The 22,990-nt window shown below is 61.1% G+C and carries 17 protein-coding genes; 8 read left to right on the forward strand and 9 right to left on the reverse strand.

Going from position 1 to position 22,990, the window contains the following annotated elements; genetic code table 11:
* The first annotated feature begins 6 nt into the window (after positions 1-6).
* Both LIS66_RS18420 and LIS66_RS18425 read left to right on the forward strand, forming a co-directional pair.
* The gene (locus LIS66_RS18420) at positions 7-3,651 is read left to right on the forward strand and encodes a transporter substrate-binding domain-containing protein (RefSeq protein WP_227972775.1); all 3,645 of its coding nucleotides are present in this window, start codon (positions 7-9) and stop codon (positions 3,649-3,651) included.
* A gap of 48 nt (positions 3,652-3,699) precedes the next feature.
* Positions 3,700-6,645 carry an HD domain-containing phosphohydrolase gene (locus LIS66_RS18425; protein WP_227972776.1) on the forward strand — a complete coding sequence of 982 codons (2,946 nt, stop codon included), beginning with the start codon at positions 3,700-3,702 and terminating at the stop codon, positions 6,643-6,645.
* Here LIS66_RS18425 and LIS66_RS18430 read toward each other — a convergent pair whose 3' ends face one another.
* Positions 6,646-7,128 carry a GAF domain-containing protein gene (locus LIS66_RS18430; RefSeq protein ID WP_042607871.1) on the reverse strand — a complete coding sequence of 161 codons (483 nt, stop codon included), beginning with the start codon at positions 7,126-7,128 and terminating at the stop codon, positions 6,646-6,648.
* Complete coding sequence (locus LIS66_RS18435; protein WP_041478431.1) at positions 7,125-8,015, reverse strand: ATP-binding protein; 891 nt, start codon at positions 8,013-8,015, stop codon at positions 7,125-7,127. Before LIS66_RS18435 ends, LIS66_RS18430 begins: the two co-directional genes overlap by 4 nt.
* Positions 8,016-8,180: 165 nt before the next feature.
* On the opposite strand from LIS66_RS18435, the gene LIS66_RS18440 reads away from it, so the two are divergent.
* Positions 8,181-10,502, forward strand: a complete 2,322-nt coding sequence (locus LIS66_RS18440; RefSeq protein ID WP_042607872.1) for a hybrid sensor histidine kinase/response regulator — start codon at positions 8,181-8,183, stop codon at positions 10,500-10,502.
* Here LIS66_RS18440 and LIS66_RS18445 read toward each other — a convergent pair.
* The 3 genes from LIS66_RS18445 to msrB form a co-directional block, all read right to left on the reverse strand.
* Positions 10,486-10,944 (reverse strand): MarR family winged helix-turn-helix transcriptional regulator, encoded by a 459-nt coding sequence (locus tag LIS66_RS18445; protein WP_064361544.1) that lies wholly within the window; start codon positions 10,942-10,944, stop codon positions 10,486-10,488. The genes LIS66_RS18440 and LIS66_RS18445 overlap by 17 nt on opposite strands.
* Positions 10,941-11,426 (reverse strand): glutathione peroxidase, encoded by a 486-nt coding sequence (locus LIS66_RS18450; protein ID WP_042607874.1) that lies wholly within the window; start codon positions 11,424-11,426, stop codon positions 10,941-10,943. The genes LIS66_RS18445 and LIS66_RS18450 overlap by 4 nt, the downstream gene beginning before the upstream one ends.
* Positions 11,427-11,530: 104 nt before the next feature.
* On the reverse strand, positions 11,531-11,926 hold the full coding sequence (gene msrB / locus LIS66_RS18455; protein ID WP_227972777.1) for a peptide-methionine (R)-S-oxide reductase MsrB: 396 nt from the start codon (positions 11,924-11,926) through the stop codon (positions 11,531-11,533).
* 224 nt (positions 11,927-12,150) lie between these two features.
* Here msrB and LIS66_RS18460 point away from each other — a divergent pair, with 224 nt between their 5' ends.
* Together LIS66_RS18460 and htpX are read left to right on the forward strand one after the other, a co-directional pair.
* Positions 12,151-13,362 (forward strand): pyridoxal phosphate-dependent aminotransferase, encoded by a 1,212-nt coding sequence (locus tag LIS66_RS18460; protein WP_227972778.1) that lies wholly within the window; start codon positions 12,151-12,153, stop codon positions 13,360-13,362.
* 303 nt (positions 13,363-13,665) lie between these two features.
* Positions 13,666-14,553 (forward strand): protease HtpX, encoded by an 888-nt coding sequence (gene htpX / locus LIS66_RS18465; RefSeq protein WP_007908619.1) that lies wholly within the window; start codon positions 13,666-13,668, stop codon positions 14,551-14,553.
* Between the two features lie 172 nt (positions 14,554-14,725).
* On the opposite strand, the gene LIS66_RS18470 is transcribed toward htpX, so the two are convergent.
* Positions 14,726-15,382 carry a thiopurine S-methyltransferase gene (locus LIS66_RS18470; protein ID WP_065616894.1) on the reverse strand — a complete coding sequence of 219 codons (657 nt, stop codon included), beginning with the start codon at positions 15,380-15,382 and terminating at the stop codon, positions 14,726-14,728.
* Between the two features lie 103 nt (positions 15,383-15,485).
* Here LIS66_RS18470 and LIS66_RS18475 point away from each other — a divergent pair, with 103 nt between their 5' ends.
* Complete coding sequence (locus LIS66_RS18475) at positions 15,486-16,253, forward strand: DODA-type extradiol aromatic ring-opening family dioxygenase (protein WP_227972779.1); 768 nt, start codon at positions 15,486-15,488, stop codon at positions 16,251-16,253.
* A 106-nt stretch (positions 16,254-16,359) separates the two neighbouring features.
* Here LIS66_RS18475 and LIS66_RS18480 read toward each other — a convergent pair whose 3' ends face one another.
* The gene (locus tag LIS66_RS18480) at positions 16,360-18,033 is read right to left on the reverse strand and encodes a DEAD/DEAH box helicase (RefSeq protein WP_042607879.1); all 1,674 of its coding nucleotides are present in this window, start codon (positions 18,031-18,033) and stop codon (positions 16,360-16,362) included.
* 420 nt (positions 18,034-18,453) lie between these two features.
* On the opposite strand from LIS66_RS18480, the gene LIS66_RS18485 reads away from it, so the two are divergent.
* The gene (locus LIS66_RS18485; RefSeq protein ID WP_227974532.1) at positions 18,454-19,245 is read left to right on the forward strand and encodes a crotonase/enoyl-CoA hydratase family protein; all 792 of its coding nucleotides are present in this window, start codon (positions 18,454-18,456) and stop codon (positions 19,243-19,245) included.
* A gap of 111 nt (positions 19,246-19,356) precedes the next feature.
* Here LIS66_RS18485 and LIS66_RS18490 read toward each other — a convergent pair whose 3' ends face one another.
* Entirely contained in the window at positions 19,357-20,112 is a 756-nt protein-coding gene (locus tag LIS66_RS18490) for a spermidine synthase (RefSeq protein ID WP_042607880.1), read from the reverse strand.
* Between the two features lie 151 nt (positions 20,113-20,263).
* Between LIS66_RS18490 and LIS66_RS18495 the strand changes: the two genes are divergently transcribed.
* Positions 20,264-21,610, forward strand: coding sequence for a class II 3-deoxy-7-phosphoheptulonate synthase (locus LIS66_RS18495; protein WP_042607881.1), 1,347 nt, complete (start codon positions 20,264-20,266; stop codon positions 21,608-21,610).
* 91 nt (positions 21,611-21,701) lie between these two features.
* Here the strand turns inward: LIS66_RS18495 and LIS66_RS18500 are convergent, their stop codons facing one another.
* A complete protein-coding gene (locus LIS66_RS18500; protein WP_042607882.1) occupies positions 21,702-22,937 on the reverse strand; it encodes a winged helix-turn-helix domain-containing protein in 1,236 nt (411 codons plus the stop codon).
* Positions 22,938-22,990: the final 53 nt, after the last annotated feature.

The raw sequence follows: 22,990 nt of genomic DNA on the forward strand, positions 1-22,990 counted from the left end.
CCCTTCATGCCCAGCCGTTTAAAGGACTATCTAATCGCCTGGAGCGCAGGTCTGTGCCTGAGCGCCAACGCATCTGCCATGCCAGGCGTCTCACCGGACTACGCCTTGCTCAGTCGCTCGGCCAGCGAAGCCGTCCAGGTTGTCTTGCAGCCTGCTCAGCGGCAATGGCTGCAGACTCGCAGCGAACTGGTGCTGGGAACCTCTGCACCTGACTACCCGCCATTCGACATGACCGTGAGCGGCAAGGACTACGAAGGACTCACCGCCGACTACGCGGGCATCCTCGGCCAGGCCACCGGCTTGCCGATCAGGGTGCAACGTTTCCCCTCCCGCGACGCTGCCATTCGCGCTCTGGTCGACGGCCAGATCGACCTGCTCGGCACAGCCAACGGCTACGAAGCGGGCAACGCCAATCTCGCGTTCTCCAGACCTTACGCGGTCGATCAGCCAGTACTGGTGACCCGCGAGGATGAAACCCGCTCTCTGACCGAGGGTCTGGCCGGGCTGCGCCTGAGCATGGTTTATCACTACTTGCCACTGCCCGAGATCAGAGCGCTGTATCCCAAGGCGCTCATTACCTGTTATCCGTCCTACCAGAATGCAATCAACGCCGTGGCGTTCGACCAGGCCGATGTGTTTCTCGGCGATACCCTTTCCACCCACTACATGATCAACAAGGGTTATCTGAACAATGTGCGCATGGCCAACTTCGGCAAGCAGGAAGCCCAAGGGTTCAGCTTCGCCGTAAGGCGCAGCAATCCGCAACTGCTGGCCATTGTCGACACGGTGCTCGACGCCATTCCGGGCAGCCAGCGCGACGAAATCGGCAAACGCTGGAGCGCTGGCAGCGACTTGCTGCTCACCGACAGAAAACTGCAGTTGACCCATCGCGAGGAGAGCTGGCTCAAGCAGCATCCCGTAGTCAGCGTAGTGGTCAATGAAGCGTTCGCACCGTTGACCTTCTTCGACAGCGCCGGCAACTTTCGGGGCATCAGCGCCGATCTGCTCGAACTCATTCGCTTGCGCACCGGCCTGCGTTTCGAAATTCAGCGCAGTCGCAACGATGCGGAAATGATCAAACAGATCGACAACCACAAGGCCGATCTGATCGCCGCGCTGCTGCCCAGTGCCGAACGCGAAAAAACCCTGAGCTTCAGCCGGCCCTACCTTGAAAATTCCTACGTGCTGCTGACCCGCAAAAGCGCCGACGGCCCGACCAACCTGGCACAACTCAAAGGCAAGCGGCTGGCGATCGCCCAAGGCAATCCACTGGTCGATTACTTGCGGGAAGACTTCCCGGGCATTGAAGTGATCGAAACGCCCGACAGTTTCAGCGCGGTGTCGATGCTGGCTGAAAACCATGTCGACGGCGCCGTGAACTCACTGGTGATCGCCAACTACTTCATTTCATCGCGCATCTTTGCCCGGCCATTGCAGATCACCACCACCATCGGCACCGGTCAGGCCGCGTTTTCGCTGGCTACCGCCCGTGACAACAGCGAGCTCTCCTCGATCATCAACAAGGCACTGCTGAGCATCGCTCCGGAAGAACTCGGTGTGATCAACGGTCGCTGGCGTGGTTACTCCACCGCATCGCAGAACATCTGGCAAAACTATCAGCGCCTGTTCTATCAAGTCATCGCTGCCGCCGGCCTGATCCTGCTGCTGTTGCTGACATGGAACGCCTACATGCGCCATCAGATCAAACAGCGCCGCGCCGCCGAGCGCGCGTTGAACGATCAACTGGAGTTCATGCGATCTCTGGTCAACGGCACGCCGCATCCGATCTACGTGCGGGATCGCCAGGGTCTGCTGCAGAGTTGCAATGACAGCTATCTCCAGGCGTTCAACGCCAAGCGTGAGGACATCCTTGGCAAAGGGGTGATGCAGGGCACAGTGAGCAATGCTTTCGAGGCCCAGGCCTTCCACGCCGATTACCAGAGAGTCATCGCCGAAGGTACTGCGCTGATACTCGACCGCCCCCTGCACATCGGCAACCGCCGTCTGACGATTTACCACTGGATCCTCCCCTACCGCGACTCCAGCGGCGACGTCCAGGGCATCATCGGCGGCTGGATCGATATCAGTGAACGCCGTCAGTTGTTCGAGGAACTGCGCGCGGCCAAGGAGCAGGCAGACGAGGCGAACCGGGCCAAGAGCACGTTTCTGGCGACCATGAGCCATGAAATCCGCACACCGATGAACGCCGTGATCGGCATGCTCGAGCTGACCCTCAAACGCATCGAGCCCCAGCATCCGGATCGAGCATCCATCGACACGGCGTACCATTCGGCGAAGGATCTGTTGGGGCTGATTGGCGATATTCTCGACATCGCCCGCATCGAATCCGGGCGACTGAGCCTGTGTCCGGACTGGATCAACCTAGTCGACACGGTGACATCCGTGGCGCGCATCTTCGACGGTCTCGCCCGGCAGAAAAACCTCGCCCTGCAAGTCGTCTTCAATCCGCCGGACCCGGCCGTGGAGGTGCATCTGGATCCGCTGCGTTTCAAGCAGGTGCTGTCCAATCTGGTCAGCAATGCCATCAAATTCACCGACCACGGCCACGTGCGGATTACCCTTGACTTGATGACATCGGACGCAACCGGACGGGCTCTGATGCAATTGACCGTGCAGGACAGCGGTGTCGGGATCAGCGCCGAAGATCAACAGCGCCTGTTCGAACCGTTTGCCCAGGCACAAAATGGCAGTCGCCAGGCCACAAGCGGCGCCGGGCTGGGGCTGGTCATCAGTCGCAACCTGTGTGAAATGATGGGCGGACAACTGCAGCTCAACAGCCAGCCGGAACTGGGCACTCAGGTCTGCGTGTCCCTGCCATTGCAAATCCGCCCGGCAACGACACACCCAGCGAAAAGCGAGCCGGCGATCAAACCTGCAACGACGCCCCTGCATGTCCTCGTGGTCGACGACCATCCCGCCAACCGTTTGCTGATGTGCCAGCAGCTCGAGTTTCTCGGTCACCGCTTCAGCATCGCCGAAGATGGCCGCAGCGGCCTGGAACTGTGGCAGGCAGAGCATTTCGATCTGGTGATTGCCGACTGCAACATGCCCGTGATGAACGGATATGAGCTGACTCGCGCCATCCGCCAGTTCGAGCTGCAAAATCGTCGTCCGCCGTGCACCGTGCTGGGTTTCACGGCCAACGCCCAGCCAGAGGAAGTCCAGCGCTGCAAACTCGCCGGCATGAACGATTGCCTGTTCAAGCCACTGAGCCTGACCCTGCTCGGACAGTGGATCGACGGGATCACGCCAACGTCTCCCGCATCGGTGTTCGACCTGCAGAGTTTGTGCCTGCTGACCGGCAGCAACCCGGCGCAGACACGCCGCTTGCTGGTGGAGCTGCTCAAAAGCAGCCGCCTCGACCGCCAGGAACTGCTCACTCTTTCGCCCGCCGATGATCGCGAAGGACTGACAGTAGTCGCCCACAAGATCAAGGGCGCGGCACGCATCGCCCAGGCATCGCGGGTGATCGAATGTTGCGATGCCCTCGAGGACGCTTGCCAGCAAGCGCTTCCCTCGCTGGAGATTGGCCGCCGATGGCAAGCAACCAGTCAGGCGATGCTCGAACTGGAGCAAGCCCTGCAACATCAATTGGCATTGGCCGACCAAGGCACAGTGAGCGAGTCTTAACTATGCTTGGGGCTGAGCAGTGAGTTAAACATTCATGGAGAGCCTGCAATGCCCAGCCCACTGCGCCCCGAGCAGCGCCGCTTGCCGCTGCACGTGCACATCAGCGTCATGTTCACTTTTCTTTTGTTGCTGACGGGCGTAGTGCTGGGCCTGTTCAATTACCGCCAGACCACGCAGATCATTCTGTCGAGCAGCGAGAAACTGTTCGATCGCATCGAACAGGATGTGCGCGATGACCTGCAGGCGACTTACCAGCCGATCCGCCATCTGTTGAGCCTGCTGGCAGATACCCCGGCGGCCCAGTCTGCTGATCTTGAGCATCGCCTGCCCTTGCTCAAGCCCTTCAGCCAGTCATTGGTCGACAACCCGGCGCTGGCTTCGCTGTATCTGGGTTACGCCAATGGCGACTTTTTCATGGTGCGGGCGCTGCGCACGGCGGCGCTCAAGGCCCAGTTGCAGGCGCCGGACACGGCGGTGTATCAGGTGTGGAGCATCGAGCACGATCCCCAAGGCGCCATACGCTCGCAATCACTGTTCTTTGATCAGGGCCTGACCCCGATCAGCCGCCGCGATCATCCGCAGGACGCCTACGATCCACGCAACCGGAACTGGTTCAGCGACGCCCTGCAACAGGCCGGGCAGATCACCACCGAACCCTACGTATTTTTCTCCACTCACAATGTCGGCACCACGCTGGCCCGGCGCAGCGGCGAGAACGCCGTGATTGGCGCCGACCTGACCCTCGCCTCGCTGTCGACCGCCCTTGGCAGGCACCGGGTCACGCCCTCTACGGAAATCGCGTTGTACGACACCGACGGCAATGCCGTGGCCTACCCCGACAGCCATCGCCTGATCGTCGACGACCGCTCGGCGCGGCTGGCCCGAGCGGCCGATCTGAGCCCCGAGCTGAACGCACTTTTCAGCGCAGGAGATATTGGCAAGCGCCTGCAGGTGAACGGCCGGCAATGGATCGTCGCCCGTACCGGCATTGAGGAAGGTGGGCCAAAAGGTCTGCAACTGGCGCTGCTGGTGCCGGAAGATGAATTACTGGCCGACGCTTTCCGCCTGCGCTGGCAAGGCGCGCTCATCACCTTGGCGATCTTGCTGCTGTGCCTGCCACTGGGCTGGGTGACTTCGCGGATCCTCGTCAAACCGCTGCATGCATTGGTCAAGGAAGCCGATGCCATTCGCAGCTTCGACTTCAACTTCCCACTGACCCGCCGCTCAGCCGTGCTGGAAATCGACCGATTGAGCCTGTCCATGGCGCGGATGAAGGACACCCTGGGCAGTTTCTTCCGGATCACCGACAGCCTGTGTGCCGAAACACGCTTCGCCCCGTTGCTTGAACGAGTGCTCTTCGAAACCGTGCAAATCGCCCAGGCTCAGGCCGGCCTGATCTATCTGCGTGAAGCCGACGGTGCCCGCATGGAACCTTATGGGCTGATCATCGATGGCGTACCGCAAGCACTGGAGGCATTTGACATTCAGGGCCGTGAGCTGCATCAAAACAGCGGGCCGGCGTGGTTCGAACAATTGGCCAGCGCCAACAATACCGTCAGCCATCTGGGCTTCGATCAGGCCGGCGACTTGCAGAAAATCCTCCTGGCGATGCAGTCGCCACGCATCCACCTGATTGGTATCCGCCTGCACAACCAGCATGATGAAACCATCGGCCTGCTGATTCTGCTGGTCGATGACAGCGGTGCGCCGAGCGATCTGGAAAAACTGCGGCCTGACCGCATCGCCTTTTTGCAGGCGGTGTCCGGCGCGGCGGCGGTGAGCATCGAAAGCCAGCGCCTGCAGGCCCGGCAGAAACAATTGCTCGATGCTTTCATCCAGCTGCTCGCCAGCGCGATCGACGCCAAGAGCCCGTACACCGGCGGCCACTGCCAGCGAGTACCGGAACTGACGCTGATGCTCGCCCAGGCTGCCGCCGCCAGCCAGGCGCCGGCGTTCAGTGCCTATCAGCCCAGTGAGGATGAATGGGAGGCGTTGCACATCGCCGCGTGGCTGCACGATTGCGGCAAGGTCACGACGCCGGAATACGTGGTCGACAAAGCCACCAAACTTGAAACCATCAACGACCGCATCCACGAAATCCGTACGCGTTTCGAAGTGCTCAAGCGTGATGTGTGGATCAACTACTGGCAGACGTTGGCGAACGGTGCAGACGACGCTGCGCTGGCCCGCTCGCGTGACCTCGAGTTGATGACGCTGGACGACGATTTTGCCTTTGTCGCCCGCTGCAATCTCGGTGGCGAGGCCATGGCCGAGGCTGATCTGCAACGCCTTGATCAGATCGCGCAACGCACCTGGCTGCGCACGCTTGACGATCGCCTCGGTGTGTCATGGGAAGAACACCGCCGCCAGACGAAAACGCCTGCGCCCACGCTGCCCGTCAGCGAAAGACTGCTGGCCGACAAACCCGAGCATCTGATCGAACGCGACCCGAACGAGCTGATCCCGGAAGACAATCCCTGGGGCTTCAAACTTGATGTGCCCAAATACAAATACAATCGCGGCGAGCTCTACAACCTGAAGATCGCCCGGGGCACGCTGACCCGCGAAGAGCGCTACATCATCAATCACCACATGGTGCAGACGATCATGATGCTCAGCCGCCTGCCCTTCCCCGGCCACCTCGACAGCATCGCCGAGATCGCTGGCGGCCATCACGAAAAAATGGACGGCACCGGCTACCCGAAACGGCTGAAGCGCGAGCAGATGAGCCTGCCGGCGCGGATGATGGCGATTGCCGATATTTTCGAAGCGCTGACCGCCGCCGATCGCCCTTACAAGAAAGCCAAGTCGTTGAGCGAGGCGCTGGGGATCATGGCGACCATGTGCCGCGAAGCGCACATTGACGCGCCGCTGTTCGGCCTGTTCATCAACGAGGGGGTGTACATGCAGTACGCGACGCGGTTTCTCGATCCCGCGCAAGTCGACAGCGTGGACACGGCCAGCCTGTTGCACAAGGCTGGCCTCAGCGGTTGATCAGCAGTCGGTCAGGCGCAGGAAAATCGCCGCCAGTTGCTCGATGCCGGCCTGGTCTGCGGCGCCGAAACGCGCCAGCTTCGGGCTGTCGAGGTCAAGCACGCCAATCAGGCGACCGTCCTTGACCAACGGCACCACCAACTCACTGTTGGACGCGCTGTCGCAGGCGATGTGGCCGGGGAAGGCATGCACATCTTCGACGCGCTGAGTCTGCAGACTGGCAGCCGCCGCGCCACACACACCACGCCCGAACGGAATGCGCACGCACGCGATCTGGCCTTGAAACGGGCCGAGCACCAGTTCTTCGTTGCGATTAAGGTAGAAACCGGCCCAGTTCAAATCATCGAGCTGATTGAACAGGAACGCGGAAAACTGCGCGGCATTGGCGATGAAATCGCGCTCGTCCGCCAGCAGCGACTCCAGTTGGGCAGCCAACATACCGTAGCCTTCGAGGCCCTGGCCGCTGTGTTGCAAATCAATCATGCCTTGTGCTCCAGCAATTTCAGTCCCACCCAGTAGCGGGCGAATTGATACGCGCAACGTCCGTTGCGATTACCGCGGCCGGTGGCCCAGCGCACGGCGAGAATGTCCAGTGCTTCGTCGCGCTGCCAGCTCAGGCCGGCCTTGGCGGCCAACTGGCCGATCCAGTGTTCGACGACATTGAGGAAGTGTTCCTGGGTAAACGGATAGAACGACAGCCACAGACCGAAGCGGTCCGACAGGGCGATCTTGTCTTCCACCGCTTCGCTGGGGTGCAGTTCGCCGTCGACGCGCTTCCAGTTTTCGTTGTCGCTTTCCTTTTCCGGCACCAGGTGGCGGCGGTTGGAAGTGGCGTACAGCAAGACGTTGTCGGGGGCCTGCTCGAGCGAACCGTCAAGCACGCTTTTCAGCACGCGGTAGTCGCCTTCGCCGGATTCGAACGACAAGTCATCACAGAACAGCACGAAACGTTGCGGCAATTTGGCGACCTGCTCGACCACCCGTGGCAAGTCCGCCAGATGATCGCGCTCGATCTCGATCAGACGCAGGCCCGCTCCGGCATGCTCGGCCAGCAACGCCCGTACCAGCGAGGACTTGCCAGTGCCGCGCGAGCCCCAGAGCAAAGCGTGGTTGGCCGGCATGCCATCGAGAAACTGTTGCGTGTTGCGCCCCAATTGCTCCAACTGACGGTCGACGCCGATCAGGTCCGACAGGCGCATGTCGAGGCTGACTTCCAGCGGCAGCAGATAACCGCTGCGCCCGTCACGCTGCCAGCGCGCCGCCAGACACGTATTCCAGTCAATGACAGGACGCGGTGCCGGCAACAGTGGTTCGATTCGCGCCAGAACCGACTCGGCGCGTTCAAGAAAAGCATTCAATCGGGAATCCACGTCTTCTCCTCGGGCACTTTCACAGTGATGATGACGATCCGGCGACCCCGCACAGATAGAATTGCCCGACCAAGCCTTGTTACAAGGCGATTCGGGAACCTCGGTATCCATACATGATCGACTATGCTTGAGCAGCGAAGGGAAACGGAAGTGGTTCAACACCTCATGGATATCAAATTCACCCACCGGCTGTCATACAAGCAAGCCAGGCTTACCGTGCTGGTCGGGTTCATTCTGGGCACCCTGCTCAGTCTGCTGCAGATCGGCATCGATTATGCCAGCGAAGACGCTTCCATCAACCGGGAAATCCTCGCCCTGCTGGAAATCAGCCACAACCCGGCCTCGCGCATCGCCTACAACATCGACGCCGAACTGGCGCAGGAACTCACCCTGGGCCTGCTGCGCTCGCCGGCGATCATCGCCGCGCAACTGATCGACAACAACGAGACCGTGCTGGCCAACGTCAAACGCCCGGAACTGCAGAGCAACTATCGGCTGATCAGCGACTTCCTGTTCGGCGCCAAGCGTCATTTCGAAGACCGCCTGTACCTCGACCACTTGCCCAATGAATCCCTCGGCGTCCTCAAGCTCGAAGTCGACACCTATGCCTTCGGCAGCCGTTTCCTGCGACGTGCAGAAGTCACCCTGCTCAATGGCTTCGCCCGCAGCCTGCTGCTGACCGGGATCCTGCTGGCGCTGTTCTACGTGATGCTGACCAAGCCGCTGGTGCGAGTCATCCGCGAGCTCAGCGGCCGCGATCCACGCAGCGCCGAGCCGACCACGCTGGAGTGCCCCGCCGGCCACGGCAATGATGAAATCGGCGTACTGGTAAAAGTCGCCAATCAGCAATTCGAAAACATCGCCACGGAAATCCAGCAACGGCGTACAGCGGAAAACCGCCTGACCGAATACCTCGCGCAACTTGAAGACATCGTCTCGGCGCGCACCGCCGAGCTCAAGGCGATCAACGCCCGCCTCAGCCAGTCCAACGAAGAACTCGAAGTGGCGCGCCGCACGGCGCTGGACATGGCCGAAGCGCGTTCGGCCTTTCTGGCCAACATGAGCCATGAAATCCGCACGCCGCTCAACGGCTTGCTGGGGATGATCGCGCTGTCGCTGGACGGCCCGCTGAACGCCGAGCAGCAGCAACAATTGTCGATTGCCCACGACTCGGGCAAGGTGCTGGTGGAACTGCTCAACGATATTCTCGACCTGTCGAAATTCGACGCCGGGCAACTGGAGCTGGAAAACATCCCGTTCGATCTCGGCTCGCTGATCGAGGACACGGCCAATCTGCTCTCACAAAATGCTGCGCCGAGCGTTGAGCTGACCTGTTTGATCGAGCCGCACTTCCCGGCCCTGGTGCTGGGGGACCCGACGCGAGTGCGGCAGATTGTCAGCAACCTTTTGTCCAATGCACTGAAATTCACCCGCTTCGGTCGGGTCGACGTGCGTTTGTCGGCGCACAAGCATGGCGTGCGCATCGAAGTCTGCGATACCGGCATCGGTATCGCCCAGGAAGCTCAGGTGAAAATCTTCCAGCCGTTCACTCAGGCCGGCGCTGGCATTACCCGTCAATACGGCGGCACCGGGCTGGGTCTGGCGCTGACGTACAACCTGTGCGAAGCCATGCAGGGCCGCCTGACCATCAGTTCCGAGAGCGGTTTCGGCAGCCAGTTCTGCGCCGACCTGCCCCTGCCAAGCCACACCCGCGCACTGGCGCCGGAGCCGTTACGCGGCAAGGTCCTGGCGATCACCGCCGCCAGCAGTGGTCTGGCAGAGCTGCTGAAAAGCCTGTTGCCGGTGTGGGGGCTGGAATACACGCAGCGCACCATCGATGACTCGCTGCTGGGCCTGAATCCTGACGTACTGATCACTGATTGCCCGGAGTGCCTGTTCGGTCTGCGCCCGAACATCACCGCACCGATTCTGCTGGTGACGGCTTACGGCAGTTTCCTGCCCAGCGAAGAAGCCGCCGCCCTCGCCCCCTTGCAGCAGCAAGCCCGGCCGCTGGCGCGCAACGCGCTCTATCAGCACCTGCGGCGGATTCTGCAACCGGATGTTGCCACCCTCAGTGAAACGCAAGCGGATGCCTCGCCGTCCACGCGTCGGGGCAAGGTGCTGCTGGTCGAGGACAACCCGGTCAATCAGTTGGTCGCCAAAGGCATGCTCGGCAAGCTTGGCTGCGATGTGGTGGTGGCGGGCCATGGCGCCGAGGCGCTGGACCAGCTGGAGTTTGCCGATTTCGATCTGGTGCTGATGGATTGCAACATGCCGGTGATGGATGGCTATGAAGCCAGTCGGCAGATTCGCCAGAGCGGACGCTGGCCGAATCTGCCGATCGTCGCGCTGACCGCCAATGCCATGTCCGAGGAGCGCGAACGCTGCCGCGCGGCCGGCATGAGCGATTATCTGGCCAAACCCTTTCGCCGCGAAGAACTCGCGGCGTTGCTCGATCAGTGGATGCCGACTACGTCAGCGCTTTGATCTGCCCCAGCAAGTGATCGAGGCCGGCGCGCAAGTCGTCGAGACGGTCGAGATCAACGCCGCTGTCGCATAACAGGCGCGCTTTCAGCGGCCCGACCTGTTCGCGCAATGCTGCGCCGACAGGCGTCAGGCTCAAATGCACCTCGCGTTCATCGCGCTCCGAGCGCCGACGCTGGACCAGATCGATGTGCTCCAGCCGCTTGAGCAACGGCGTCAACGTGCCCGAGTCCAGCGCCAGACGCTCACCGAGGGCTTTTACCGTCGGCTGCTCCGGTGCAGCGTCCTGCCACTCCCACAACACCAGCATCGCCAGGTACTGCGGGTAAGTCAGGCCCAACTGATCAAGCATCGGCTTGTAGGCGCGAATCACCGCCCGCGAGGCTGCGTAAAGCTTGAAGCACAACTGGCTGTCGAGCTTCAGCGAATCAACCGCCAGACTCATTTCAGCAAGGCTTCGATCTCGCCGCTCAGATCCTGCGGCTTGGTCGTCGGGGCGAAACGCTTTACCAACTGGCCGTCCTTGCCGATCAGGAACTTGGTGAAGTTCCACTTGATGCCCTGCGAGCCGAGCACGCCCGGGGCGCGTTTCTTCAACTGCACGAACAGTGGATGAGCATCGGCGCCATTGACGTCGATCTTCTTGAACAGCGGGAAGCTGACGCCGAAATTCAGCTCGCAGAATTCGCTGATGGCGCCCTCAGTGCCCGGTTCCTGCTTGCCGAACTGGTTGCAGGGAAAGCCCAGCACCACCAGCCCCTGGTCCTTGTAGGTCTGCCAGAGCTCTTCGAGGCCTTTGTATTGCGGAGTGAAGCCACACTTGCTCGCCGTGTTGACCACCAGCACTGCTTTGCCAGCGAAGTCGGCGAGGGTCTTTTGCTCACCCTTGATGGTGGTGCAGGGGATATTCAGCAGGTTGTCGCTCATGAGATGGCTCCGCAATCGTGAGGAAAGGGCGAACATAACGAGCAATTGAATTGTGTGCAATTTAATTATTCGAAAAACAGGCGACATCGCGTCGCCTGGTTCGGTTATTCGCGGGGCTCGAGATTCAGGCACACCGAGTTGATGCAGTACCGCAGGCCAGTCGGTGGCGGGCCATCCGGGAACACATGGCCAAGATGCGCATCGCAGCACGCGCATTTCACTTCGGTGCGGATCATGCCGTGGCTGGTATCACGGATTTCGGTCATCGCGCTTTCGCCGATCGGCGCGTAGAAGCTCGGCCAGCCGCAACCGGAATCGAACTTGGTCGTGGAATCGAACAGTGGTTCATTGCAGCAGATGCAGTGGTAGACACCGTCGGTTTTGGTGTCGTTGTATTTGCCGGAGAACGGGCGCTCGGTGGCACTCAGACGGCAGACGTTGTACTGCTCGGGGTCGAGCATGGCTTTCCACTCTTCCAGGGTTTTCTGCAACTTTTCCATCATCACACCTCAGCGGCTGAAAAAGCCCGATCTGTACCTTTTCCACGGATCGGGCGGCACGTATGATTGCGCCTCGTCACGCGCCAGTCTGGCAGCCAGACCGGGCGCATTCAAACGGATTCTGAGCGCTCAAGCGACAGACCTCCGCCTGTGCGAAGACGCAGCAATCCCAGTACGGTTGTCCACTTGCCGTCTGGATCGTTCATTTTCGGGATCACATCGCCATGCAGTTCAGCAAATCGAACAAGCTCGCCAACGTCTGCTACGACATTCGCGGCCCGGTGCTCAAGCACGCCAAACGACTGGAAGAGGAAGGCCAGCGCATCCTCAAGCTGAACATCGGCAACCCGGCGCCGTTTGGTTTCGAAGCGCCGGACGAAATCCTCCAGGACGTGATCCGCAACCTGCCGACCGCGCAAGGCTACAGCGATTCCAAAGGCCTGTTCAGCGCGCGCAAGGCGGTGATGCAGTACTACCAGCAGAAACAGGTCGAGGGCGTCGGCATCGAAGACATCTACCTGGGCAACGGTGTTTCCGAGCTGATCGTGATGTTGCTGCAGGCGCTGCTCAATAACGGCGACGAAGTACTGGTGCCAGCGCCGGACTATCCGCTGTGGACCGCCGCCGTCAGCCTCGCCGGCGGTAATGCCGTGCATTACCTGTGCGATGAAGGCGCCGACTGGTTCCCGGACCTGGCCGACATCAAGGCCAGGATCACCCCGAACACCAAGGCCATGGTGATCATCAACCCGAACAACCCGACCGGTGCGGTGTACTCGAAGGAAGTGTTGCTGGGCATGCTGGAAATCGCCAGGGCGCACAACCTGGTGGTGTTCTCCGATGAAATCTACGACAAGATCCTGTATGACGATGCCGTGCACATCTGCACCGCTTCGCTGGCGCCGGACCTGCTCTGCCTGACCTTCAACGGCCTGTCGAAATCCTACCGCGTGGCCGGTTTCCGCTCCGGATGGATCGCCATCTCCGGGCCGAAACACAACGCACAGAGCTATATCGAAGGCATCGACATGCTGGCCAACATGCGTCTGTGCGCCAACGTGCCGAGCCAGCACGCGATCCAGACCGCGCTGGGCGGCTATCAGAGCATCAACGATCTGGTCCTGCCCCAGGGCCGCCTGCTGGAACAGCGCAACCGCACCTGGGAACTGCTCAATGACATTCCCGGTGTCAGCTGCGTCAAGCCGATGGGCGCGCTGTACGCATTCCCGAAAATCGACCCGAAGGTCTGCCCGATCCATAACGACGAGAAATTCGTCCTCGACCTGCTGCTCTCCGAGAAGCTGCTGGTGGTGCAAGGAACGGCATTCAACTGGCCTTGGCCGGATCACTTCCGTGTGGTCACCCTGCCCCGCGTCGATGATCTGGAAATGGCCATCGGCCGTATCGGCAACTTCCTCAAGTCCTACCGCCAGTAATAGGCCAGCAGTGCGCAACGGATCAGCCGTTGCGTACTGTCTGATTCAGCAACACATCTTTGTTCCGCACCTTTGCAGCCCTTCTACACTTGCGATGCGAGGCGTGCAGACGTGTCCGACCTAATGGCAGCGGGGCGCGAAGCTGTGTCATCCGCATCGGAATTGAGAGTGGGAATTTTCTTTTTCCTCAGGAAACCGCTGTAGGACACAGTTTGAAATAGTCACTCGGTTGAATAGCCCGGTGCCGCACCTTATATACCCCGCAGTACGCTACATCTTTAGCTTGAGGAGAGTTCTACAACCATGATGCGCATCCTGCTGTTTTTGGCCACTAACCTGGCGGTCGTGCTGATAGCCAGCATCACCCTGAGCCTGTTCGGCTTCAACGGGTTCATGGCGGCCAACGGGGTCGATCTCGACCTCAGTCAGCTGCTGGTTTTCTGTGCGGTCTTTGGTTTCGCCGGCTCGCTGTTCTCACTGTTCATCTCCAAGTGGATGGCGAAGATGAGCACCGGAACGCAAATCATCAGCCAGCCACGCACTCGTCATGAGCAATGGCTGCTGCAAACGGTCGAGCAACTGTCCCGCGAAGCCGGGATCAAGATGCCTGAAGTCGGGATTTTCCCGGCCTACGAGGCGAATGCCTTCGCCACCGGCTGGAACAAGAACGACGCGCTGGTCGCGGTCAGCCAGGGCCTGCTCGAGCGTTTCTCGCCCGATGAAGTGAAAGCCGTACTGGCCCACGAAATCGGTCACGTTGCCAACGGTGACATGGTTACGCTGGCACTGATCCAGGGCGTGGTGAACACCTTTGTGATGTTCTTCGCGCGGATCATCGGCAACTTCGTCGACAAGGTGATCTTCAAGAACGAAGAAGGCCAGGGCATCGCCTACTACGTCGCGACCATCTTCGCCGAACTGGTGCTGGGCATTCTCGCCAGTGCGATCGTCATGTGGTTCTCGCGCAAGCGCGAATTCCGCGCCGACGAAGCCGGCGCCCGCCTGGCCGGTACCAGCGCGATGATCGGCGCGCTGCAACGCTTGCGCGCCGAACAGGGCTTGCCGGTGCACATGCCCGACACCCTGAACGCCTTTGGCATCAACGGTGGCATCAAACAGGGCTTCGCCCGCATGTTCATGAGCCACCCGCCGCTGGAAGAGCGTATTGACGCATTGCGTCGTCGCGGTTGATCTGATCGCAATAAAAAAGAAGGCCCGCAGTGATGCGGGCCTTTTTTTGTGTCCGACGATTATGCGCTGGCAGTGCCAACCCTTTCGCGAGCAGGCTCGCTCCCACCTTTGGAATGCATTCCCCTGTGGGAGCGAGCCTGCTCGCGAAGACGCCGGAACTGTTAACAAAAAACTATCTGGAAGAAACCCGATAAACCCGCTCCACCAACCACTCAGCCCCGCCCTGCAGAAACTTGGGGCTCTCAGCCAGAATATCCCGCTCTTCCAGCCTCTCCACCTGCCAACCCTGGCCCAGCAACCGCTGCACTTCACCATCGCTCACCGCAAAAGGCGGCCCCGGGATCTGCGTCTGATCGTAATCCAGAGTAATCACCAACCCTTTCATCCCCTGCGCCAGCAACTGCTGCAGGTGCGTCGCGTAGCGCTCGCGCATCGCTTCCGGCAAGGCAATCAACGCGGCGCGGTCATACAACGCAGTGCAACCCGCGACATCCTCCGCCTTCAGCGCGAAAAAATCCCCGCACCAAAGTTCGACGGCATCACTTCGATAAACCTTGAACGCGCCCTGCTCGCTGATCTGCGGCTCAAGCTTGTGCTCAACGAAAAAATCCTCGACCGCCCTTTCCGCGAGCTCCACCCCAAGCACCTGATGCCCCTGCCCGGCAAGCCAGAGCAGATCCAGACTCTTCCCGCACAGCGGCACCAGCACACGCGCCGACGGTGCAATCGCCAGATCCGCCCAGTAGCGCTGCAAATACGGGTTGGCCTCGGGCTGGTGAAAGCCGATCTGGTTCGAATCCCATTTCTTGTACCAAAACTCAGGCTGCATGGATCACTCCCGAAAAACCGATGAAAAACCGCAGAAACTTATATTGGATTCAGATCGATGACCTGACTGAAGATGGCTCATCTTAACGCTGAGGAGTCCGTCCATGTTGCCCAGCCTGTTTATCTCCCACGGCTCACCGATGCTGGCGCTGGAACCCGGTGCCAGCGGCCCGGCACTGGCGCGACTGGCCGCCGAACTGCCGCGCCCCAAAGCCATCGTCATCGTCTCGGCACACTGGGAAAGCCACGAACTGCTGGTCGGCAGCCATCCGCACCCGGAGACCTGGCACGACTTCGGCGGCTTTCCGCGAGCGTTGTTCGAAGTGCAATATCCGGCGCCGGGCAATCCGCAGTTGGCAGCCGAAGTGGCTGAGCTTCTCAACACCAATGACCTGCCGTCGCGCCCCGATCCGCAACGACCGTTCGATCATGGCGTCTGGGTGCCGTTGTCGCTGATGTATCCGCAGGCCGATATTCCGGTGGTGCAAGTCTCGCTGCCGAGTCGCGGCGGCCCGGCACTGCAGACGCGAGTTGGCCGTGCTCTGGCGAGCCTGCGCGAGCAAGGCGTTCTGTTGATCGGCTCCGGCAGCATCACCCACAACCTGCGCGAACTGGACTGGCACGCCGGGCCGGAAAGCATTGAGCCGTGGGCGCGGGATTTCCGTGACTGGATGATCGCCAGGCTTGCCGCCGACGATGAGGCGGCGCTGCATGATTATCGCCAGCAGGCACCGAGCGCCGTGCGCAGCCACCCGAGTGAAGAGCATTTGTTGCCGTTGTTCTTTGCTCGCGGTGCTGGCGGGATTTTCAGCGTGGCGCATCAGGGCTTTACGATGGGCGCGTTGGGTATGGATATTTATCGCTTCGGTTGAGGCCTTCGCGAGCAGGCTCGCTCCCACAGACGCCAAAACACAGGCAAAAAAAATCCCCGAACCAGTCGGGGATTTTTTATCTGCGATCAATCAGCCCAGAGGCGGATCAATCTTCGCGATAGCGACGCAGCTTCAACTGCTTGCCAGCAACGCGAGTGTCCTTCAGTTTGGTCAGGAGTTTTTCCAGACCTTCTTCCGGCAGCTCGACGAGGCTGAAGCTGTCACGCACCTGGATGCGACCGATCGCTTCACGGGCCAGACCGCCTTCGTTGAGGATGGCGCCCAACAGGTTTTTCGCAGCGATACCGTCACGCGCACCCAGCGCGGTACGGCAACGAGCACGGCCTTCGCCCAAAGGCATTGGCGCGCGACGCTCGCGATCACCACGGTCCGGACGATCGCCGGAACGCTCAGGACGGTCGCCACGCGGTGCGTTGTTCGGCACCAGTGGACGTTCCTTCTCGATCGCCGCCAGGTTCAGCGCTTGACCGTTGGTAGCCTTGCGCAGCAGCGCAGCGGCCAGTGCACGCGGGGTGCAACCGATGTCGGCGGTCAGGCGATCGAGCAGCTCACCGTGAGTCGATTCGGCATCAGCGACCAGCGGCGACAGGCTGTTGGTCAGTTTCTTGATGCGGGCATCGAGCACAGCCTGAGCGTCCGGCAGACGCACTTCGGCAACCTTCTGACCGGTTACACGCTCGATCACTTGCAGCATGCGGCGCTCACGTGGAGTCACCAGCAGCAGGGCACGACCTTCGCGACCGGCACGGCCGGTACGGCCGATACGGTGCACGTAGGATTCCGGATCGTACGGCATGTCAACGTTGAACACGTGAGTGATGCGCGGAACGTCCAGACCACGGGCAGCAACGTCGGTCGCCACAACGATGTCCAGACGGCCATCCTTCAGCGAGTCGATGACGCGCTCACGCTGGTTCTGGGCGATGTCACCGTTCAGCGCGGCGGCTTTGTAGCCTTTGGCGTCGAGGGCGCTGGCCAGGTCCAGGGTGGCCTGCTTGGTGCGCACGAACATGATCAGTGCGTCGAAGTCTTCGACTTCCAGCAGGCTGAGCACGGCCGAGGTTTTCTGGTCAGCGTGAACCAACAGGTGAGCCTGTTCGATCGCGGTAACCGTCTGGGTCTTGGTCTGGATCTTGACGTGTTGCGGATCGCGCAGGTGGCGTTCGGCAATGGCGCGGATCGACTGCGGCAGGGTCGCCGAGAACAAAACGGTCTGACGGGTCGCTGGCAGAGCCTTGAAGATGACTTCCAGGTCATCCATGAAGCCCAGCTTCAACATTTCGTCGGCTTCGTCGAGAACCAGATGGTTCACGGTCGACAGGACTTTCTCGTCGCGACGCAAGTGGTCGCACAGACGACCCGGAGTGGCGACAACGATCTGTGCGCCATTACGGATTGCCTTGAGTTGCGGGCCCATCGGCGCGCCGCCGTAAACGGCCACGACCGTAACGCCTGGCATTTGCTTGGCGTAGGTTTCAAAAGCGGTTGCTACTTGCAGCGCCAACTCTCGGGTTGGCGCCAGGATCAGGGCTTGCGGTTCGCGCTTGGCAGGATCGATGCGGTGCAGAATAGGCAGTGCGAACGCGGCGGTTTTACCGGTACCGGTTTGCGCCTGGCCAATCATGTCCTGGCCGGCCATGATGATCGGGATCGATTGCTGCTGAATCGCCGAAGGCTCCTCGTAGCCGGTCGCTGCGACGGCTGCAAGAATATTCGGGTTGAGATTAAAAGCGGCGAATCCGCCGGTTTCCTGGGTCATGGGTCTGCCTCTAAGTGCATCCGCAAAGACCCATGCTCCAAAGCTGCGCATGCCGTGTTGAGACTCAAGAGTCGCCCTGGCAGCTTTGTCGGCGGGGATTTGCGAAAACGAATGAATGAAGATGAATCGTCAAGGAAGAGCCCGCAGTGCGGACGTGCAGCCGAAGCTGACTTCGGGAAATTGCGCTACCTAAACGCGGCCCGGTTAAAGGCCGGCGCGCACTATACCGGATTTTGCCCAAAAAGGGAGCTTTTTTTATCGCCACAACCCGTGTGTCACCGCCGTGTAACGGGCTTTTGCGGATAATCGTGCAACGGTCTATTTTGCAAAGGCCCGGCCCTGCGGGTGATGACGCTTAAACGGTTCACCGACCTGCGGCAAAGCGCCGCGCACCCGTCCATCCTGCTCGAGGAATTCTTCATGAATCAGCCCTGCGCCGGCCGTGTCAGCCGAGAAAGTCGTGGTCACGTGTACCTGATCGGCCTTGATCGGGCGGCCAAGCGCAATGCCTTCGACCTCGATCTGCTCAATGAGCTGAGCCTGGCTTACGGCGAGTTCGAAGCCGACCGCGAAGCGCGGGTGGCCGTGGTGTTCGGCCACGGCGAGCACTTCACCGCCGGGCTCGATCTGGTCAATGCCAGTGCCGCACTGGCCGAAGGCTGGCAGGTTCCGAGCGGCGGTTGCGATCCCTGGGGTGTTTTCGTCGGGCCCCGGGTGAGCAAACCGGTGATCGTCGCCACGCAAGGTTACTGCCTGACCATTGGCATCGAGTTGATGCTGGCGGCAGACATCAACCTGTGCGCGAGCAACACCCGCTTCGCGCAGATGGAAGTGCAGCGTGGGATCTTTCCGTTTGGCGGGGCGACTTTGCGTTTCCAGCAGATCGCCGGCTGGGGCAATGCGATGCGCTGGTTGCTCACGGGCGATGAGTTTGATGCCCACGAGGCGTTGCATCTGGGCCTGGTGCAGGAAGTGATGGCCAGTGAAGACCTGATGCCGCGGGCGATCGAGCTGGCCGAACGGATTGCCCGGCAGGCGCCGCTGGGCGTGCAGGCGACTTTGCTGTCGGCGCGAAAGGCGCGCTATGAGGGTGAGACGGCCGCGGCGCAGGCGTTACCGGCACTGGTGAAGAAGTTGCTTGCTACTGAGGATGCCAGGGAGGGGGTGCGGTCGCTGGTGGAGCGGCGGCCAGGGATCTTCAAAGGAGTTTGAGAAGTCTGGCGCCTGTCGAGGCGACATCGCGAGCAGGCTCACTCCTACATTTGAAATGCAATCCCCTGTAGGAGTGAGCCTGCTCGCGATAGGGCCGGCACGGCCCTCGTTTCAGGTCGCCGGGCGAATCGCCTTGATCAACGACTGCAACGAATACCCCAGCTGTGGCGCCAGCGCTTCGGCCCGTTGGGTCAGCGCCTGCAGATCCAGCGTCTGATCGAGGTCCGCCGGGACGATCAGAATCACGTTGCCCTCCTTCACCGGCAGCTCCCAGTAATGCCGGTGATAAAGGCCGCGCAACAACGCCGCGCCCAGTGGTTTGCCATCGTCGGTGGCCCACTGGTTGATCACCAGCCAGCCGCCCGGATTCAGGCGCTTCTGGCAATCGCCGAGAAAGCTCCAGGCCAGATGCCCGACCCCGGGGCCGACATCGGTGTACAGGTCGACGAAAATCAGATCCGCCGGCTCGGCAGTCGGCAGCAGCTCAAGCGCATCGCCGACGCGGATGTACAGACGCGGATCGTCATCCAGACCGAGGTACTCGATGGCCAGACGCGGCACGTCCGGGCGCAGTTCGATGGCTTCGACGTCTTCCAGCGGCAGAAACTTGAGACAGGCCTGGGTCAGCGTGCCCGCGCCCAATCCGAGAAACAGCGCGCTCTCAGGTTGCTCGTGACACAGCGCGCCGATCAGCATCGCACGGGTGTAGTCATACTCCAGCCAGCTCGGGTCAGCGGTGAACACGCAACTCTGCTCGATCGCATCGCCGAATTCGAGAAAGCGGTAATCGGCCACTTCCAGCACGCGAATCACGCCGAACTCATCCTGTACTTCGGCGAGCAGATGCTCGACGCGCTCCTCAGTCATTTCGTCTCCTGATGGTCACCGGGCGCGGTGACGCGATGGCGCCGCTGTGGCACCGTGGCAAAGCGGCGATTGTCGGCGATGGGGCGGGAACAGGTCACGCACTAATTGCTGCTAACATGGCGCTCCCCTGCGTACGAACTTCGAGACCGTGATGAGCCAACCGTGGAGCCCTGACAGCTGGCGCGCCCTGCCGATCCAGCAACAACCGCAATACCCCGACGCCGCGCACCTGCGCCAGGTCGAGCAAACGCTGGCCAGTTATCCGCCGCTGGTGTTCGCCGGCGAAGCGCGCGAGCTGCGCCGTCAGTTCGCCGAAGTCACCCAGGGCCGGGCGTTTCTGTTGCAGGGCGGCGATTGCGCGGAGAGCTTCGCCGAGTTCTCCGCAGCGAAGATCCGCGACACCTTTAAAGTGTTGCTGCAAATGGCAATCGTCATGACCTTCGCCGCCGGCTGCCCGGTGGTCAAGGTCGGGCGCATGGCCGGTCAGTTCGCCAAGCCGCGTTCGGCCAACGACGAAACCATCGGCGGGGTGACTTTGCCGGCCTACCGTGGCGACATCGTCAACGGTATCGGCTTCGACGAAAAGAGCCGCGTGCCGGATCCGGAACGTCTGCTGCAGTCCTACCATCAGTCCACGGCGACTCTGAACCTGTTGCGCGCTTTTGCTCAGGGTGGTTTTGCCGACCTGCATCAAGTGCACAAGTGGAACCTGGATTTCATCGCCAACTCGGCGCTGGCCGAGAAGTACAGCCACCTCGCCGACCGCATCGATGAAACCCTGGCATTCATGCGCGCCTGCGGCATGGACAGCTCGCCGCAACTGCGCGAAACCAGTTTCTTCACCGCCCACGAAGCGTTGCTGCTGAACTACGAAGAAGCCTTCGTGCGCCGCGACAGCCTGACCAACGATTATTACGATTGCTCGGCGCACATGCTGTGGATCGGCGACCGCACCCGCCAGCTCGACGGCGCGCACGTCGAATTCCTGCGCGGGGTGAACAACCCGATCGGGGTCAAAGTGGGTCCGAGCATGAACCCCGATGACCTGATCCGCCTGATCGACGTGCTCAATCCCGACAACGATCCGGGCCGTCTGAACCTGATCGCGCGGATGGGCGCAAACAAGGTTGGCGATCACCTGCCAGCACTGATCCGCGCGGTGCAGCGCGAAGGCAAGCACGTGCTGTGGAGCTCCGATCCGATGCACGGCAACACCATCAAGGCCAGCAGCGGCTACAAGACCCGCGACTTCGCGCAGATCCTTGGCGAAGTGAAGCAGTTCTTCCAGGTGCACGAAGCGGAAGGCAGTTATGCCGGCGGCATCCACATCGAAATGACCGGACAGAACGTCACCGAGTGCATTGGCGGCGCGCGACCGATTACCGAGGATGGCTTGTCCGATCGTTATCACACCCATTGTGATCCACGGATGAATGCCGACCAGTCGCTGGAATTAGCGTTTCTGATTGCCGAGACCCTGAAGCAAGTCCGCCGCTAGACCGGATCCCGTGTAGGAGCTGCCGAAGGCTGCGATCTTTTGATCTTGATCTTCAAAAACAAGAGCAAAAGATCGCAGCCTTCGGCAGCTCCTACAGGGAGCCGGTGCCATCCAGTTGCGCCAATGCCAGCCTGAGCCGAGCCGCACTCTCGCGCTGACAATTCAACTGCACCCGCTCAAGCCCTAACCAACCCGCCATCCGCCGCAAATTCAGGGCCAGCGCCAACATCCCCTCCTCGTCCAGCCCCGGCTCTTCCTCGTGAACCGCATGCACCGCCAACTGCCCCGCCGCTCTTTCGGCGCGTAAATCGACTCGCGCCGCGATCCGCTCGTTGTGCAAAAACGGCAGCACGTAATAGCCGTAAACCCGCTTGGGCTGCGGCGTGTAAATCTCCAGGCGGTAACGGAAATCGAACAGGCGCTCGGTGCGGCTGCGTTCCCAGATCAATGAGTCGAACGGCGACAACAGCGCACTGGCAATGACCTTGCGCGGCACCTTGGGCTCCGGCAGGCAATAGACGATCTGCCGCCAATCGCCGACTTCGCACATCTGCAATTGCCCCGCCTCGACCAGCTCAGCCAGACGCGGCCGTGCATCCGCAGGATTCAGCCGGAAATAATCGCGCAAATCTTTCTCCGTACCGACGCCCAGCGCTTGCGCTGCGTGCAACAGCAAACCGCGTTGTGCTTCGGCCTCATCCGCCAGCGGCTGCTGCAGGATCGCTGCCGGAATCACCCGCTCGGGTAAATCGTACAAACGCTCAAACCCGCGTCGCCCCGCCACCGTCACCTCGCCGGCAGCGAATAGCCATTCCAATGCCTGTTTCTCAGCACTCCAGTCCCACCACGGCCCGGCCTTGTCTTCGCGGGTCGACAGACTTCCCGCGCCCAACGCGCCCCGCTCTTCAACCGTGGCCAGCACGCGGCGAATGATTTCCTGTTGTTCGCGACCAAACTTCGCCAAGTGCTGATAGATGTCCTCGCCCCGCCTGGCTCGCTGCATCCGCCAGCCCAGCAACGGATACATCGACAGCGGCAGCAGCGACGCTTCATGGCCCCAGTATTCGAACAGCGTACGGCGACGCCCCGAACTCCAGGCAGCCTGGTCGAGCAAGTCGGAAGAATAGGAACCAAGGCGGGAAAACAGCGGCAGGTAGTGCGAGCGCACCACGGCATTGACGGAATCGATTTGCAGCAGACCCAGCCGATCGATCAGCCGGTTGAGGTGGCTGGCGTTGACGGTCGGCGGCTGGCGCCCATTGAACCCTTGGGCAGCCAGCGCCAGACGTCGCGCCTGTTTGATGGAAAAGGACACTGTCGCGGGCATTGATTCCTCCATGTCTGCTCGCAACCTACCTCACCTGAAAGGGGTTTGTGTAG

It is taken from the genome of Pseudomonas sp. HN2 (assembly GCF_020736465.1).
Taxonomy (GTDB): Bacteria; Pseudomonadota; Gammaproteobacteria; order Pseudomonadales; family Pseudomonadaceae; genus Aquipseudomonas; species Aquipseudomonas moraviensis_A.

Excerpts from the sequence above, each read along its gene's own strand:
- LIS66_RS18460 (WP_227972778.1), top strand. The coding sequence starts at position 12,151 with ATGCAGTTCAGCAAATCGAACAAGCTCGCCAACGTCTGCTACGACATT.
- LIS66_RS18440 (WP_042607872.1), top strand. The coding sequence starts at position 8,181 with ATGGATATCAAATTCACCCACCGGCTGTCATACAAGCAAGCCAGGCTT.
- LIS66_RS18480 (WP_042607879.1), bottom strand. The coding sequence starts at position 18,033 with ATGACCCAGGAAACCGGCGGATTCGCCGCTTTTAATCTCAACCCGAAT.
- LIS66_RS18485 (WP_227974532.1), top strand. The coding sequence starts at position 18,454 with ATGAATCAGCCCTGCGCCGGCCGTGTCAGCCGAGAAAGTCGTGGTCAC.
- LIS66_RS18420 (WP_227972775.1), top strand. The coding sequence starts at position 7 with ATGCCCAGCCGTTTAAAGGACTATCTAATCGCCTGGAGCGCAGGTCTG.
- LIS66_RS18425 (WP_227972776.1), top strand. The coding sequence starts at position 3,700 with ATGCCCAGCCCACTGCGCCCCGAGCAGCGCCGCTTGCCGCTGCACGTG.
- htpX (WP_007908619.1), top strand. The coding sequence starts at position 13,666 with ATGATGCGCATCCTGCTGTTTTTGGCCACTAACCTGGCGGTCGTGCTG.
- LIS66_RS18475 (WP_227972779.1), top strand. The coding sequence starts at position 15,486 with ATGTTGCCCAGCCTGTTTATCTCCCACGGCTCACCGATGCTGGCGCTG.
- LIS66_RS18495 (WP_042607881.1), top strand. The coding sequence starts at position 20,264 with ATGAGCCAACCGTGGAGCCCTGACAGCTGGCGCGCCCTGCCGATCCAG.
- LIS66_RS18430 (WP_042607871.1), bottom strand. The coding sequence starts at position 7,128 with ATGATTGATTTGCAACACAGCGGCCAGGGCCTCGAAGGCTACGGTATG.
- LIS66_RS18445 (WP_064361544.1), bottom strand. The coding sequence starts at position 10,944 with ATGAGTCTGGCGGTTGATTCGCTGAAGCTCGACAGCCAGTTGTGCTTC.
- LIS66_RS18500 (WP_042607882.1), bottom strand. The coding sequence starts at position 22,937 with ATGCCCGCGACAGTGTCCTTTTCCATCAAACAGGCGCGACGTCTGGCG.
- LIS66_RS18470 (WP_065616894.1), bottom strand. The coding sequence starts at position 15,382 with ATGCAGCCTGAGTTTTGGTACAAGAAATGGGATTCGAACCAGATCGGC.
- LIS66_RS18490 (WP_042607880.1), bottom strand. The coding sequence starts at position 20,112 with ATGACTGAGGAGCGCGTCGAGCATCTGCTCGCCGAAGTACAGGATGAG.
- msrB (WP_227972777.1), bottom strand. The coding sequence starts at position 11,926 with ATGGAAAAGTTGCAGAAAACCCTGGAAGAGTGGAAAGCCATGCTCGAC.
- LIS66_RS18450 (WP_042607874.1), bottom strand. The coding sequence starts at position 11,426 with ATGAGCGACAACCTGCTGAATATCCCCTGCACCACCATCAAGGGTGAG.